15 protein-coding genes are annotated in these 14,175 nt (G+C 64.1%); 4 read left to right on the plus strand and 11 right to left on the minus strand.

Annotated elements, in window-relative coordinates:
* Nucleotides 1–66 precede the first annotated feature (66 nt).
* Both IB267_RS23295 and IB267_RS23300 read right to left on the minus strand, forming a co-directional pair.
* The gene (locus tag IB267_RS23295) at nucleotides 67–999 is read right to left on the minus strand and encodes a LysR family transcriptional regulator (RefSeq protein ID WP_192449784.1); all 933 of its coding nucleotides are present in this window, start codon (nucleotides 997–999) and stop codon (nucleotides 67–69) included.
* A 99-nt stretch (nucleotides 1,000–1,098) separates the two neighbouring features.
* On the minus strand, nucleotides 1,099–2,133 hold the full coding sequence (locus IB267_RS23300; RefSeq protein WP_192449785.1) for a nitronate monooxygenase family protein: 1,035 nt from the start codon (nucleotides 2,131–2,133) through the stop codon (nucleotides 1,099–1,101).
* Nucleotides 2,134–2,365: 232 nt separating this feature from the next.
* Between IB267_RS23300 and IB267_RS23305 the strand changes: the two genes are divergently transcribed.
* Nucleotides 2,366–2,557 (plus strand): hypothetical protein, encoded by a 192-nt coding sequence (locus IB267_RS23305; RefSeq protein WP_192449786.1) that lies wholly within the window; start codon nucleotides 2,366–2,368, stop codon nucleotides 2,555–2,557.
* Between the two features lie 15 nt (nucleotides 2,558–2,572).
* On the opposite strand, the gene chrA is transcribed toward IB267_RS23305, so the two are convergent.
* From chrA to IB267_RS23325, 4 genes are all read right to left on the minus strand, one after another.
* Nucleotides 2,573–3,979 (minus strand): chromate efflux transporter, encoded by a 1,407-nt coding sequence (gene chrA / locus IB267_RS23310; protein WP_192449787.1) that lies wholly within the window; start codon nucleotides 3,977–3,979, stop codon nucleotides 2,573–2,575.
* A gap of 1 nt (nucleotide 3,980) precedes the next feature.
* Nucleotides 3,981–4,802: a sulfurtransferase/chromate resistance protein gene (locus IB267_RS23315; protein ID WP_192449788.1), complete on the minus strand. Its 822-nt coding sequence runs from the start codon at nucleotides 4,800–4,802 to the stop codon at nucleotides 3,981–3,983.
* Between the two features lie 288 nt (nucleotides 4,803–5,090).
* Entirely contained in the window at nucleotides 5,091–5,849 is a 759-nt protein-coding gene (locus IB267_RS23320) for an alpha/beta hydrolase (RefSeq protein ID WP_192449789.1), read from the minus strand.
* A 190-nt stretch (nucleotides 5,850–6,039) separates the two neighbouring features.
* Nucleotides 6,040–6,306 (minus strand): hypothetical protein, encoded by a 267-nt coding sequence (locus IB267_RS23325; protein WP_043626699.1) that lies wholly within the window; start codon nucleotides 6,304–6,306, stop codon nucleotides 6,040–6,042.
* A gap of 153 nt (nucleotides 6,307–6,459) precedes the next feature.
* Here IB267_RS23325 and IB267_RS23330 point away from each other — a divergent pair, with 153 nt between their 5' ends.
* A complete protein-coding gene (locus IB267_RS23330) occupies nucleotides 6,460–6,789 on the plus strand; it encodes a YciI family protein (RefSeq protein WP_192449790.1) in 330 nt (109 codons plus the stop codon).
* Here IB267_RS23330 and IB267_RS23335 read toward each other — a convergent pair.
* The 3 genes from IB267_RS23335 to cysT are packed head-to-tail and all read right to left on the minus strand — an operon-like array spanning nucleotide 6,786 to nucleotide 9,730.
* Nucleotides 6,786–7,934 (minus strand): sulfate/molybdate ABC transporter ATP-binding protein, encoded by a 1,149-nt coding sequence (locus IB267_RS23335; RefSeq protein ID WP_246810794.1) that lies wholly within the window; start codon nucleotides 7,932–7,934, stop codon nucleotides 6,786–6,788. The genes IB267_RS23330 and IB267_RS23335 overlap by 4 nt on opposite strands.
* Nucleotides 7,935–7,956: 22 nt before the next feature.
* The gene (gene cysW / locus IB267_RS23340) at nucleotides 7,957–8,880 is read right to left on the minus strand and encodes a sulfate ABC transporter permease subunit CysW (protein ID WP_192449536.1); all 924 of its coding nucleotides are present in this window, start codon (nucleotides 8,878–8,880) and stop codon (nucleotides 7,957–7,959) included.
* Nucleotides 8,870–9,730, minus strand: a complete 861-nt coding sequence (gene cysT, locus IB267_RS23345) for a sulfate ABC transporter permease subunit CysT (protein WP_192449791.1) — start codon at nucleotides 9,728–9,730, stop codon at nucleotides 8,870–8,872. The genes cysW and cysT overlap by 11 nt, the downstream gene beginning before the upstream one ends.
* Before the next feature lie 417 nt (nucleotides 9,731–10,147).
* On the opposite strand from cysT, the gene IB267_RS23350 reads away from it, so the two are divergent.
* Nucleotides 10,148–10,753 carry an alpha/beta hydrolase gene (locus tag IB267_RS23350; RefSeq protein ID WP_192449792.1) on the plus strand — a complete coding sequence of 202 codons (606 nt, stop codon included), beginning with the start codon at nucleotides 10,148–10,150 and terminating at the stop codon, nucleotides 10,751–10,753.
* Nucleotides 10,754–11,066: 313 nt separating this feature from the next.
* Nucleotides 11,067–12,473 (plus strand): FAD/NAD(P)-binding protein, encoded by a 1,407-nt coding sequence (locus tag IB267_RS23355; protein ID WP_192449793.1) that lies wholly within the window; start codon nucleotides 11,067–11,069, stop codon nucleotides 12,471–12,473.
* A 10-nt stretch (nucleotides 12,474–12,483) separates the two neighbouring features.
* Here the strand turns inward: IB267_RS23355 and IB267_RS23360 are convergent, their stop codons facing one another.
* Both IB267_RS23360 and IB267_RS23365 read right to left on the minus strand, forming a co-directional pair.
* On the minus strand, nucleotides 12,484–13,335 hold the full coding sequence (locus tag IB267_RS23360) for an ABC transporter permease subunit (protein ID WP_192449794.1): 852 nt from the start codon (nucleotides 13,333–13,335) through the stop codon (nucleotides 12,484–12,486).
* Nucleotides 13,332–14,123, minus strand: coding sequence for a taurine ABC transporter ATP-binding protein (locus IB267_RS23365; RefSeq protein WP_192449795.1), 792 nt, complete (start codon nucleotides 14,121–14,123; stop codon nucleotides 13,332–13,334). Before IB267_RS23365 ends, IB267_RS23360 begins: the two co-directional genes overlap by 4 nt.
* Nucleotides 14,124–14,175 lie beyond the last annotated feature (52 nt).

Below are 14,175 nucleotides of genomic sequence, written 5' to 3' on the forward strand. Positions count from 1 at the left end.
TAGACCCATCCGATATGAGGGAGAATTGACGCCAATTGGCAGTCAATCAACCGAAATTCGGCATAATCAGCGAAGCGTGCCAGCTTCCTTCGCCATGCGTGCGAACTCGGTCCTGAGACGCGGCAAGGCGAAATCCGCGAAGGCTCGGACCTTCGGAACCGCCATGCGGCCCTGCGGCGCCAGAAGATGAACCGGCATCGGCGGATGCTCGGCATCGGCCAGTACGATCTTCAGCTGCCCGTCATGGACATGGCGCGCCACATGGTAGGAATAGAGCCGGGTAAGGCCCGTGCCCGCAACGGCGGAATCGACCGCTGCGCGCACGCTGTTGACGATGTAGCGCGGCGTAAACTGCACCGTGCGCGGGATCAGCGAACCCTCGACCGGCGTAAAGGCCCAGGAATCAAGGCCGAAATTGGTGAAGGCGACGATCTGGTGCTTGGCGAGGTCGGCCGGCTCGTCGATGCGGGGATGACTGGCGAGATAGCGTGGGGAAGCGACGACGACGCGCCTGATATCGCCGCCGATGCGTGTCGAGATCAGCGAAGAATCCGCGAGGTGCCCTATGCGCAGCGCGATATCGACGCCTTCGTCAACAAGGTTCACGAAGCGGTCGAGCAGCAGCAACCTGGCCGAAACCGCCGGGTAGAGATTGAGGAAGTCGTCGAGGATCGGGCGCAGCATCTCTTCACCGAGGATCGGCGGCGAAGAGATCGTGACCGTGCCGCGGGGAGCCGCGCGCTCGCCGCCTGCGAGCATATCGGCCTCTTCGAGATCGACCAGCACCCGCCGGCAGGCGGCTGCATAGCGCTGGCCCGCTTCACTGAGTTTCAGCGAGCGGGTCGTCCGGTGCAGCAGTTCGACACCGACATGGGCTTCGAGCAGGTTCAGCGCGCGGCTGACGGCCGTTGGCGATCGCTTCAGCCGACGGGCCGCACCCGCAAGGCTGCCTTCGTCAATCGCCGTGACGAAGACCTTCATCGCATCGATACGATCCATTGTGCCGACTTTCGCAAGGATGGCTGCCGATGAGCAAGAATTCACCGGCAAAACGGCGGAAGTAAAGAGGAGACGACACTGCGTAGGAGAGGCTCTCGCTTATGGGGTCGCCGGAAAAAGGCGGGCGATCAGATCGGACGCGGAGCCTTGCCAAAGCTCGCCCTTGCCGGTGCCTGACCATAGCGACAGAAAATCCGGCGACCCCTTCGCCGTGGACGCCGCCCTGATGTCGCGCGTGAACTTGTTCTGCGCCGGAAAGGGCATGACGGCGGCGGCGTCCACCTCGTTCATGAAACGGTTTTCGACGCCACGCGCAAAGCGGCCGGAGAAGGCCCGCGTCGTTCGCGTCTTCCGCTCCGAACCCTCCAGCGCTGCGCGATAGGGCGCCGATGTCCCAGCTTCGGCGGTCGCGAGGAAGCCCGTACCCATCTGCACGGCGCTAGCGCCTTTCGCGAGAACGGCTTGGATATCGGAACCCGTCATGATCCCGCCCGCGGCGATGAGTGGTACCTTGATCCTTCCGAGGCTCCGGGCGAGCAGGTCTTCAAGGCCGGTTTCGCTGTCTTCGGCGGACGGATCGAAGATGCCACGATGCCCACCGGCCTCATATCCCTGCAGCGTAATGGCATCGACGCCGCTCTCTTCGAGCGCCAGGGCTTCCTCGGGCGTCGTTGCCGTGCCGATGATCAACATTCCGGCGTCACGAGCGGCGCGCATGTGCTCAGCAGGCAGGACGCCGAAGACGAAACTCAGGACAGCAGGCTTTGCCCGCAGCACCGCCTCGAACTGCCCGTCGAACTCCTCTTCGTAGGGCGCTGCAAGGTCAGGTGTCGGCAGGCCGAGTTCGGCGCGGTATCCCGCCGTCGCACGCACGGCGCGCTCGAGCGCCGCGGCGTCGACCTTCGGCTGCGGATGCTGGATGAAGAGGTTGATGGCGAAGGGACGATCCGTGCGGGCGCGCACGGTCTGGACGAACTCTGCGATCGCCGCCGGGCTCGAATAGGCCGCACCGACGGAGCCCAGCGCGCCGGCGGCCGAAGAGGCTGCCACCAGCGCAGGCGACGAAGGGCCTCCGGCCATCGGCGCGACGATCAGGGGATGTCTCAGGCCGAGTTTCGAAAGGGTGCCCTGCATAGTGATGTCCTCGCTGCATATTGCCTGCCATCCGGCAGCGCTGCAGAGGTAGGGTGAGTGGCTAGAGACGCAAGGGGAGGATCGACACTTCACCCTAATATCTCGTGGGGTCACACGATGCGGGTGGGGCCGGTTGGTTCAGCGGCTGTGTCGCCGGCGTACCGTGGCGACGGTTGCGGTGCGTGCGATTGACTGGCACTCTGCCTGGGTGGAGACGTTCCAGGGGGCTCAGATGTCGCAACGGACGGATAAGCAAGAGATACTTCCGAGCCTTGTCGAGCACTACCGGCCGGTCCAGCTGAGGGCCGTTCTTGCGGTTCGCGCGATAAAGCACCGCGAGCCGCCGCCACCGGAGGAGGAGCGCCACTACGGATCGCAATTGCCGGAGGGGTTTCACCTGCCGCAATCCGTCTACGACGATTGAGCGCCGGCTCCGTCCTCAGTTCGTTGCCAGCGTCCAGGCCATGCCGGCGAGCGCGCAGGCAAGCAGCGTCGTTATCACCGACACATTGAAGCGAAAGATAGCCACGCCTGCCGCGAGCGTGAGCAGCAGCGACGGCAGCACCAGCGACCTTAGAACCGGAATATCGAGCGCCAATGGCCCGAGCGTCCAGGGGGCGACTTCGGCAAACAGCGTGTGCAGGCCGAACCAGACCGCAAGGTTGAGGATGACCCCGACGACGGCGGCGGTGATCGCCGACATGGCGCCGGTCAGCGCGACGTTGTTGCGCAGCCGCTCGATGAAGGGCGCGCCCAGGAAGATCCAGAGAAAACAGGGAACGAAGGTGACCCAGGTCGTTAGAATGGCGCCGAGTGTCGCGGCCGTCATGGGCGAAAGCGTGCCGGGATCGCGATAGGCGCCCATGAAGCCGACGAATTGCACCACCATGATCAGCGGGCCGGGTGTGGTCTCGGCCATGCCGAGCCCGTCGAGCATCTCGCCCGGCTTCAACCAGCCATAGTGCTGCACCGCTTCCTGCGCGACATAGGCGAGTACCGCATAGGCGCCGCCGAAGGTCACCACCGCCATCTGGCTGAAGAAGAGGCCAATCTGGCTGAAGACGTTGCTCGTGCCGAGGACCGCGACCAGCAGCGCCAGCGGCACCAGCCACAGGGCAAGCAGGATGGCGGAGATCCGCAGCGACCAGGCGAAGTTCGGGCGCGCATGCGCGGGAATTTCGTCGCCGAGCGCGGAGTCTTCGTCCTTGAGGACGGGACCCGTGCCGGCCTTGTGGCCGCCACCAATGCGGAAGAACTGTGAGCCGGAACGCGCACCGATATAGCCGAGCACACCGGCCGCAAGAATGATGATCGGGAAGGGGACGCGGAAAAAGAAGATGGCGATGAAGGCGGCTGCGGCAATGCCGATCATCACCTTGTTCTTCAGCGCCCGGCCGCCGATGCGGAAGACGGCCTGAACGACGACCGCGAGCACGGCCGCCTTCAGCCCGAAGAAGAGGCCCTCGACGACGGTGACACTGCCGAAGGCGGCGTAGATGTAGCTCAAGCCGAGGATCGCGAGAAATCCCGGGAGCACGAAAAGGATGCCGGCTACGAGGCCGCCGGCGGTACGGTGCAGGAGCCAGCCGATATAGACGGCAAGCTGTTGCGCCTCGGGTCCCGGCAGAAGCATGCAGTAGTTGAGCGCGTGCAGGAAACGGTGTTCGCCGATCCAGCGCTTTTCATCGACGAGGATGCGGTGCATGACGGCGATCTGTCCGGCCGGCCCGCCGAAGCTCAGTGCGGCAATGCGCGCCCAAACCCGCACCGCTTCGCCAAAGGAGATGCCGTGGCTTTCCCGTTGCCGCGCCGGTCCCGTCGCGGCTTTGTCTGCGATGTCGGTCATCTCAGGCGTCCTTCTTGGCCGAAGGCCAGTTGTGGGTCTCGTTGGTAGCATCGCGGCACCAGCGATAGAAGGCGTCGTAGAGCAACATACCGGCGTCCAGCTGTTCCAGATCGTCCGCATACATGCGCGAGAGCCCGAGCGAGGCTGCAAGTAGACCCGAAGCCTCCGGCGCGAGTTCGAGGCGCGCGGTATCGGCCGCACGCACGATCGTGGCGAGCCGCAACAGCGGGGCGGTGGCAAGCCCGAATTCCTCGATCATGACGTCGAAGGTGCAGCGTTCGCCGCGATGGCTCCAGCGCACGGGCGCGTCGATGTCGAACGGTGTCGCCCCGAAGCGCTCGCCGACCATCTCCACTTCCGACGGCGCCACATAAAGGAAAACGGCATGCGGATCGACGAAGCGTCGGATCAGCCAGGGGCAGGCGATGCGGTCGATCTTTGGCCGCGCCCGGGTGACCCAGACCGTCTGCCCTTGGGCATTCCGTTCCGGTATTGCCGAAGATGGCACGGCGGGGTTGCCGCCTGCGACCCAGGCCTCGAACCCTCCTTCGAGCACATCGGCGGAGATGCTGGCATTGCGGAGCCAGGCGGCAACGCCGTGGCTGAGCTTCTTGCCCTGCTGGCAGATGATAATCGCCGATGCTTTGTCGACATCGTCCGCCCAGTCCCGCACGCTGCGATAGTCGCGCCGGACGGATCCGGGGACGAGACGTGGATCGGCGTCGAAGTCCTCGTCGACGCGAACGTCGAACAGTGCGGGACAGTTCGGCGTTCCGATAAGGCGAGCGAATTTTTCCGATGAGATTTCGAGATATGACGACATGACGCGTCCTCCGGATGAGCGGTTCTGTGGACGCGATGCTTCGGCTGGCGCCTCATGGGGTGATCGCAACCCCATGAGCGAAGTTTGCAGCCGTTGGCCGCAAGCTGTCAAGCCACGCTTCGGCGGCGAGTTTACGGGACATGGCGAGAGCGCTTCGCGCTGAGGCGTGATCCCAGGCAAACTACCGAAGGATTGTTACAGGTCTTTGGCGCCAGATGTAGGTTACCGTCAAGGGAAGCGACCTGAGTGCCGAAGGTTACATTCAGGTCGCGGAGGACGGGATTCGGGCTACTTGCCGGCCTCCCTGGCTGCGGCCTCGATGATGCCCGCAACCTTCTCCGGTTGCGAGGCAAAGACAGAGTGGCTCGCCTTGATTTCGGTCACCTCACTGCCGGCGCGCCTGGCCATGCTTCTCTCCAGGTCCGGGTTGATGGCGCGGTCATCGGTCGCGACGATCGACCAGCTTTTCTTGGTGCGCCAGGCGGGGTCGCCGACCTTGGCGGCGAAGACCTCCTTGGCGACAAGGACCTGCGATTTTGCCGCAAAGGCCGCCTCCGCCGCAGGCAAATCGGCGGCGAAGTCGGCCGGAAACGCCTTTGGGTCGAGATAGAGATACTTGCCGTCCGGGGTTTCGCGCACGCTCATGGCGGCCGCAGGTTTCGATCCGGCGAGCGTTGCAAGGTTTTCGCCCTTGTCGGGCTGAAAGGCGGCCACATAGACCAGGCCTTCGACCTTGCTACGGTGTCCGGCCTCGGTGATGACCATGCCGCCATAGCTGTGGCCGACGAGCAGGGTCGGGCCGTCCTGCAGATCGAGGATGCGGTTCGTCGCCTCGATGTCGGCGGCGAGCGACGTCAGCGGCTCCTGGACAACGGTCACGTTGAAGCCGCGGCGCCCGAGGATTTCGGAGGCCTGTCGCCAGCCGGAACCGTCGGCGAAGGCGCCGTGAACGATGACGATGTTCTTGATCTCGGCTGCTTGCGCTGCGAAGGCGACGACGCTTGTCGCCAAGGCAAACGCGATGGTCGGGAGGATGCGGTGGCTCATGCGATCGTTCCTTCTTCTGTTCGTGAGGCAACGATCGCAATCTGTTCAGGCGAGGTATCCCGGGTGTGTCGGTCTTCGCCGCAATATGTACCGCATTGTAGCGGCTCAATCTCGACGCCATGGCGAGAGGCCGAAGCGCGGTCTTTCACCCTACATGGCAAGGTACGGAGGCACGCCGCGCGAAGGGGCGCTACGATTCGACCAGGATCACAAGCGACGACGGTACAACTCCGTCATGGGCCATGGCGTCCGCCGCGGCCTGGCTTTGCATCGCCTGTGAGAGGGCGCCGATATCGGGAACATCCATCATGACGGCCACACGCGTCGGATCCTTCGGGTCGACGAAGGTCCGGATGTTGGTGATGCCGAGCGCGCCGAAGAGTTCCTTGCGTCTCGGCGATTTCAGCCAGTGATCGGCGCCTTTGGTAATGTTGTGATGGGCGATGATGGTCGGCATCGGATCCTCCCTTTTATGACGCGAGCCCCGACGTTGTTGCAACTTTCCCGGCGCATCCGCGTTCTCTCAACGGAACGGCCTGAAGGACCGGCTGTCAATTAGCCCGTCAGAGCTAGGCGCGTTTCTTCTCTGGCGACTTGAAGGAAGAGGCTCATGCCGAAATTCATCACCATCGGATACGGCGATCGCGCCGGCTACGATCGCACGGCGGCAGTGGTGCGCGATGCGGCGCACGCGCATGACGCGCGGCTTCAGGCCGATGGCGTATTGATGGGAATTGCCGGCGCGCCGGTGCAGGTGCGCAATGCGGATGCGGCGCGGGTCGAAACCAAGGATGGGCCGTTCCTGTCATCCCCCTTGCCGGTGGCCGGTTTCGCGGTGATCGAAGCGGCCGATCTCGACGAAGCCATCGCCCTGGTGTCGCAGACGCCCTGCGCCGTTGCCCACGGCGTGGTCGAAGTCTGGCCGCTTGAACTACCTTAAGGGGCCGCCCAGGAGACCTGCGCGGCGAGCATGGATTCCGCCTCGTCTGCCGTCTGGCGCTGGGGTTCCGTGGCGCCGGCAGGTGCGACCTTCGCTTCCGGTCGGCCTTCCCTGAACAGCTTCCACTTTGTCGGTCGGAAAGCGATGCGGGTGTGGTCGCCGGCGGCGGCGCGTTCGGGGGAGAGTTCGATCTCGACATGCGGATGGTTGCGGCCAAGGTCGAGTTCGAGATGGCGGGTGCCGGCAACGCGGCGGCTGGCGGCAACCAGACCGGCAAGGCAGCCGCCACAGCCGTCGATCAGCTCGATGTCGTGCGGGCGGAAGTGCAGTTTTCCCGGGCCGTCGGCTTCGGACGGCGCGCGCAAGCCGATCGGCCGGTCCTCGAACCAGATCTCGCCGTTCTGGAGTGTCACCGACAGGCAGTTCGACTGGCCGATGAAGCCGTAGACGAAGGGCGAGACCGGATGGTCGTAGATCTCGTCGGGCGTGCCGACCTGTTCAATCACGCCCTTGCTCATGACGACGACGCGGTCGGCCAGCTCCAGCGCCTCGTCCTGGTCGTGGGTGACGAAGATGGTGGTGTGGCCGGTGCGGTCATGGATGTCTCTGAGCCACTTGCGTAGCTCTTTTCTCACCTGCGCATCGAGCGCGCCAAAGGGTTCGTCGAGCAGAAGCACGTTGGGTTCCACCGCCATGGCGCGGGCAAGCGCCACGCGCTGGCGCTGGCCGCCCGACAGCTGCGCCGGATAGCGCTTGTCGAGACCGGAGAGCTGCACGAGGTCGAGCAGGTCGAGGGCGCGCTTGCGGATTTCGGCCGCCGGCGGACGGCGGTTGGCCGGACGCACCTTCAGGCCGAAGGCGACGTTGTCGAGCACGGTCATGTGGCGGAACAGGGCATAGTGCTGGAAGACGAAACCGATGTTGCGCTCCTGCACGGTCTTTTGCGAGGCATCCTCGTCGCCGAAGAAGATCGTGCCTTCGGTCGGGCTTTCGAGACCGGCGACGAGACGCAGAAGTGTCGTCTTGCCGGAGCCGGAGGGGCCGAGCAGCGCGATCAGCTCGCCGGAGCGGATATTAAGCGAGACGTCGTCGAGCGCCGGGAAGCGGCCGAATTCCTTGCGGATGTTGTGAACGCGCACGTCCATGGCGATACCTTTCGAATGCTGGTCAGTGTCTGCGGCTGGCGGCGATCTCGGCGCTGTAGCGGATCTCCAGCGCCGTCTTCAAAATCAGGGTGATCAGCGCCAGCAGCGCCAGCAACGCCGCCACCGCGAAGGCGGCGACGAAGTTGTATTCATTATAGAGGATTTCCACCTGCAACGGCATGGTGTTGGTCTCGCCGCGGATATGGCCCGACACGACCGAGACGGCGCCGAACTCGCCCATGGCGCGGGCGTTGCATAAGAGCACGCCGTAAAGCAGCCCCCATTTGATGTTGGGCAGCGTCACATGCCAGAAGGTCTGCCAGCCGGATGCTCCCAAGGAAAGCGCTGCTTCCTCGTCGCTCGATCCCTGTTCCTGCATCAGCGGGATCAGCTCGCGGGCGACGAAGGGGAAGGTGACGAAGACGGTGGCGAGCACCAGGCCGGGCACGGCAAACAGGATCTGGATGCCGTGGCTCTGCAGCCAGGGGCCAAGCAGGCTGTGCGAGCCGAACAGAAGCACGAAGACGAGGCCGGAGATCACCGGCGAGACCGAGAACGGCAGGTCGATCAGCGTCGTCAGGAACGCCTTGCCCTTGAACTCGAACTTGGCGATCGCCCAGGCGGCGGCGACGCCGAAGACGAGGTTGAGCGGCACGGCGATGGCGGCAACGATCAGCGTCAGGCGGATGGCGGAAAACGTCTCGGCATCGCCGAGCGCCAGCACGAATTCGGTCACGCCCTTGCGCAGCGCTTCGGTAAAGACGGCGGCGAGCGGCAGAAGCAGAAACAGCGCGACGAAGGCAAGGGCTGCGATCGTCAGCGTCAGCCTTGCAAATCGGCTTTCGGAGGTGGCGGCGGCCAGTTCCGGCAGCGCCGGCTTCGGACCGGAGGCCGGACTGAGACCGGGACTGGCGGTGAGGCCGGCTGCGGTCAGATCATGCGACATAGACATATCTCCGCCGGCTCCAGGCCTGGATCGAGTTGATGAGGAGCAGCATGGCGAACGAGATCGCCAGCATCACAGCGGCAATCGCAGTCGCGGCCGCATAGTTGAATTCTTCCAGCCTTATGACGATCAGGAGGGGCGCGATCTCGGAGACGTAAGGCAGGTTGCCGGCGATGAAGATCACCGAGCCGTATTCGCCAACGCCGCGGGCAAAGGCGAGCGCAAAGCCGGTGAGGCCCGCCGGTAGCAACCCCGGCAGAAGCACCCGGCTGATCGTCTGGAAGCGGCTGGCGCCAAGGGTGGCTGCCGCTTCCTCCACCTCCTTGTCGATCTCTTCCATGATCGGCTGCACGGTCCTGACGACGAAAGGCAGGCCGACGAAGATCAGCGCGATGACGATGCCGGCGGGGGTGAAGGCGATCTTCAGCCCAAGCGGTTCCAGGAACTGGCCGATCCAGCCGTTCGGGGCATAGAGCGTCGTCAGCGCAATGCCGGCAACCGCGGTCGGCAGGGCAAAGGGCAGGTCGACCATGGCGTCGATCACCCGCTTGCCGGGAAAGCGATAACGCACCAGCACCCAGGCGAGGATGACACCGAAGACGAGGTTGATGATCGCCGCGATGAAGGCCGTGCCGAAGGAGATCTTCAAGGCGTTCAGCGTGCGCGGATCGAGCGCCAGCTCGAAGAACTTGGACCAGCCGAGCCCGCTGGCGCGAAACACCAGGCCCGACAACGGGATCAACACGATCAGAACCAGCCAGATCAGCGTGATCCCGAGCGACAATCCAAATCCAGGCAAAACACTCGGCTGGCGAAATCGCCACCGGTTCCCATTGCGTCGCTCCGTCACCTCTCGGTCACCTCTTGGCCCCGCAGCCGCGAGCGGCTGCGCTATCCCCTCATCCAAACCGATCTTCAAACCGCCGGTTGGCCGGCTTGTTTGAGCGCCGGTATATTTCGGCGCCAAACTACCAATTTCATGGGCTCCAACAACGCAATTTTTTGACGCTTCGGCGGCCGTAAGAGAAACTGATTTCGCTTCTGACCGCGTCTGAAGAAACACTCTGCTCTCAAGATTGTTCCATGCCTGACATCTAAAATGATGGTGCGTGAACGATGCGGCTGAAAAGTTATGCTATAGAATTTATAGATATTGAATGTTCCTTGCTTACGCGCTGCATTTCGCTCTTCCATAATTGAGCCATGAACCGGGCGCGGCAGAATGCGCGGCCGTCACTTTGAAACATTCTCGTAAGCGGTTGATGTCATGGCAACAACGCTCATCATTCCCGGGTTGTTCGGATCAAACAGCGGCCATTGGCAGCGCCATTGGCTGAATGACAATCCGCACGCCGTCCTCGTCGAACAGGACGACTGGGACCGACCAAGGCTCGATCTCTGGCGCGACAGGCTCGAACACGAGATCTTCCGGCATGGTACCGTCGATCTGGTGGCCCACAGCCTCGGTTGCCTTCTGGCCGCCAATCTGGTGCGGCGTCCGCTCGCCCGGCAAGTGCGCAGCGCCTTGCTCGTCGCACCGTGCGATCTCGTTCCGACCGATCGGCTTCATCCGGGCGCCATCGACTTCGGGTCGATGCCGGATCTGCCTCTGCCTTTTTCGAGCCTTGTCGTCGGGAGCCTGAACGACCCCTATATGCCCTTCGACCGCCTGCGCCATTTTTCGACCCGCTGGGGCAGTCGCCTCATCGATCTCGGCCATGCCGGGCATATCAACATCGCCAGTGGCTATGGCCGCTGGTCGCATGGTTATGACCTGCTGAGGGTGTTGAACGGCATTTCGCGCCGGGAGACTGCACGTGGCCAGCCGGGGGAGTTTTCGGAGCGGTTGCCCTTGCCAAACGGCGTGGCCTGACCGCCCCAGAGTGCAACGCCGAAGACCGCTTCGGGCGGCCATTGCCACACGGCCCTTGATGTCGGCGCCGTTTCACGCTCTAATAGCGCATAAAGTTTATAGAGTATACCGTCTAGGGATGCGCATGCGCCAAGGTGCCAAGCCAGCCGGGATAGGACATACAGGCTCGACCGGCGATGCGGCGGACGATATCTTCACGCAACCCTGCGGGTGGTTGCCGATAGCCTTACAATTCGGTCGGTGTCTGCGTTGAGGACCGAAACAGCCATGCATTTCAAACTTTGCCGGCGAGGCCGGCCATAGGAGAGTGCACATGACTGTCCATGGATTGTTTGCCAAGATGTCTCCGACGGAAGGGGCCCCCAAGGGCAAGCCGCATATCGCCATCGTCGGCCGCGGTTTTTCCGGTGTAATGATGGCTATCGCCCTGATGAAGTCCGTGCGGGCCGCCTTTCACGTCCATCTCTTCGACCCGCAACCGACGATCAGCGGCGGCCAGGTGCTGGCCACCGCCCAGAGCGGCGAAATCCTCAACAGCCGCGTTCGTGATCTTTCAGTGGCCGCCGGTCAGCCCGAGGATTTCAATGATTGGCTCTCGGCCAATGCCGAGTTTCGCGCCGCCGTCCCGGCGGCCATTCCCGGCTTTCAGCAGATCTTCGTGCCGAAGAGCATCTTCAGCGACTATGTCTACCAGCGTTTCTCCGAGGCGCTGACGCGTCGTCCCGATATTTCGATGCAGCTCTCCTGTCAGGCGGTGCTTGGTCTACGCAAGCAGGCCAATGGGCGCTTTCTGGTGGTGCAGGAGAACGCGACGGTGGAATGCGACGCCGTTGTGCTGGCGACCGGATTTGGTTTGCGTCGCGGTGAGATGGAAGTTGCTGAAGAGGAAAAGCCGCTGGTGCGCGCGCGCCGTCTCGTCGTGCCGCGCCACACGGTGCTGCTCGGAAGTGGTGTTCGGGTGGTCGACCGCCTGCTGCAGCTTCGCGACAACGGCTTTGCCGGCGAGGTCACCATCCTCTCCCGTCACGGCTTCCTGCCGCAGCCGCATACGCGTCTTTCGGCAGCGCCGACCTTTCCGGTCGAGCCGATGCCGACACGGCTCGGCGAGATCGTTCGCTTCGTCCGGCAGGCCTGTGCCGAGGCTGAAGCGGCGGGGCTCGGCTGGCAGGCGGCCATGAACGGCCTGCGCCGCCGGGCGCGGTCGCTGTGGCAGGCGCTGCCCGAGGAAGAGAAACACCGCTTCAACAGGCACCTTCGCTCGATCTACGACAGCCACCGTAATCGCCTGCCGGCACCCCTCTACCTGCGTCTTCGGCAGGAGCTAGCGAGCGAGCGGACCGTGCTGCGTAAGGGCTGGGCCGGCCGGCGCCGTCCGGAAGGGTTGATGGTGCGCTTTGCGGGTGAAAGCGAGGAGACGCTGCTATCAGCCGATCAGGTGATCGATTGTCGCTGCTCGGCACCCGATCTTCAGGCGCCGTTGATGCAGAGCCTTTTTTCCGGCAGCCTTGCCGAGCCCGACGAACTCGATCTCGGCATTGCCGTCAGCCCGGCGGGCGAAGTGCTTGCTGGCGGAGATCCGACGCCCGATCTCTACGCCATCGGGCCGCTCGGCGTCGGCAGCCTGCCGGATATCGATCTGGTGCCGGAGATCGTCACGCAGACCTATGCCGCGGCGCGGCTGATCGCGACCCGCAACCGGGTCACTCTGAAAACTGGCTGACGCTTGCCGCTTACCGCCGCGTTGCCCAGGGTACCAGCCAGCGTTCGATCAGGCGTGCCGCCAGTTCGAACAGGAAGGCGACGGCGGCGATGACGACGATGCCGGCGATAACCACGTCGGTCACGAGGAACTGGGCTGCGGACTGGATCATGAAACCGAGGCCGCGGGTTGCGGCGACAAGTTCGGCCGCCACCAGCGTCGACCACCCGGCGCCGAGCGCGATGCGGGTTCCCGTGAGGATCGAGGGCAGGGCGCTGGGCACGATGACGTGGCGCAGCACCTGCAGCCGCGACGCGCCGAAGGAGCGCGCCGCGTTGACGTGATCGGCCGATGCGGAGCGGACGCCCGTTGCCGTCGAAAGGATGACCGGCGGTAACATCGCCAGTGCAATCACCGCAATCTTCGACGCCTCGCCGATGCCGAGCCAGATGATCACCAGGGGCAGATAGGCAAGCGGCGGCAGCGGCCGCAGGAACTCGACGATCGGATCGAGGATACCCTTGCCGACACGGCTCGCTCCGATGGCAAGGCCGGCGGGTACGCCGACGACGAGAGCGACGGCAAGCGCCCCGAAGATCCGCAGCAGGCTGGCGCCGACGTGCTCAGCGAGCGTCGCATCGACAAAGCCGGTGACGGCAAGGCTCCGCAGTGCCTGGTAGACGGCGACCGGTGACGGCAGGAACAGTGGCGAGACGAGGGTATAGCTGGAGGCAAGGCTCCAGAGGAAAAGCAGAGCCGTGATCGTCGCGAGCGAAATCCAGACAAGCGGCAACGGCGGTCGCTCGGCGCTCTGTTCCCGTTGCTCATCCACGTGGCGCGCCGCAGGCATGATCGGCGGCAGGCCTTCAGCCGAGATGCTCATGCGGCAATTCCTTCTTCTTCGGCATGGATGAGCACGGTCAATTCGTCCTGCAGGCGGCGAAAAGCGGCCGAACTGCGGATTTCCGAAAGCGGCGTCCCGGCGAGGTGATCACGGCCGAAGGTCGTGAAGATTTCGCTGGTGATCCGGCCGGGGTTGGGGGCAAGCACGATGACGCGCGTTGCGAGCAGCAGTGCCTCCTCGATGCTGTGGGTGATGAGGAGGGCGCCGACGCGGTTCTGTTGCCAGATGTCGAGAAGAAAGCCCTGCATGCGGCTTCGGGTCAGGGCGTCGAGCGCGCCAAGCGGCTCGTCCATCAACAGGAACTTCGGGCTGGAGGCGAGCGCGCGGGCAATGCCGACACGCTGTCGCATGCCGCCCGACAGTTCCCAGACATGCCGCTCGGCTGCATCGCTGAGCCCCACCTGGTCGAGAAGAGTTCGCGCCCGCTCGAGCCGATCCGCCCTGGACAAACCGCGCAGGCGCAGGGGAAAGGCGATATTGTCGAGCGCCGTCAGCCACGGATAAAGGGCATCGTCCTGAAACACGACGGCGCGCTCTACGCCGGGGCCGGTGACCGGCGCGCCATCGAGCCGAATACGCCCGCCGCTCGGTTTCACGAAGCCCGCCGCCAGATTGAGAAGGCTGGTCTTGCCGGAACCGGAGCGTCCGATGACGACGACGAATTCGTCGTGGCCGATCGACAGATCGATTGACGCAAGCACCGGCGTGTTACGGCCGGCATCGGCTCCATATCGCAATGTGACATTTTCAAGCGAGAGGACGGACATGCTGTTCTCCTGGCATGCTGCCGTGTGCCCGCCCGAAGATTTCACCCGGGCG

Source organism: Ensifer sp. ENS09 (assembly GCF_014852425.1).
Taxonomy (GTDB): domain Bacteria; phylum Pseudomonadota; class Alphaproteobacteria; order Rhizobiales; family Rhizobiaceae; genus Ensifer.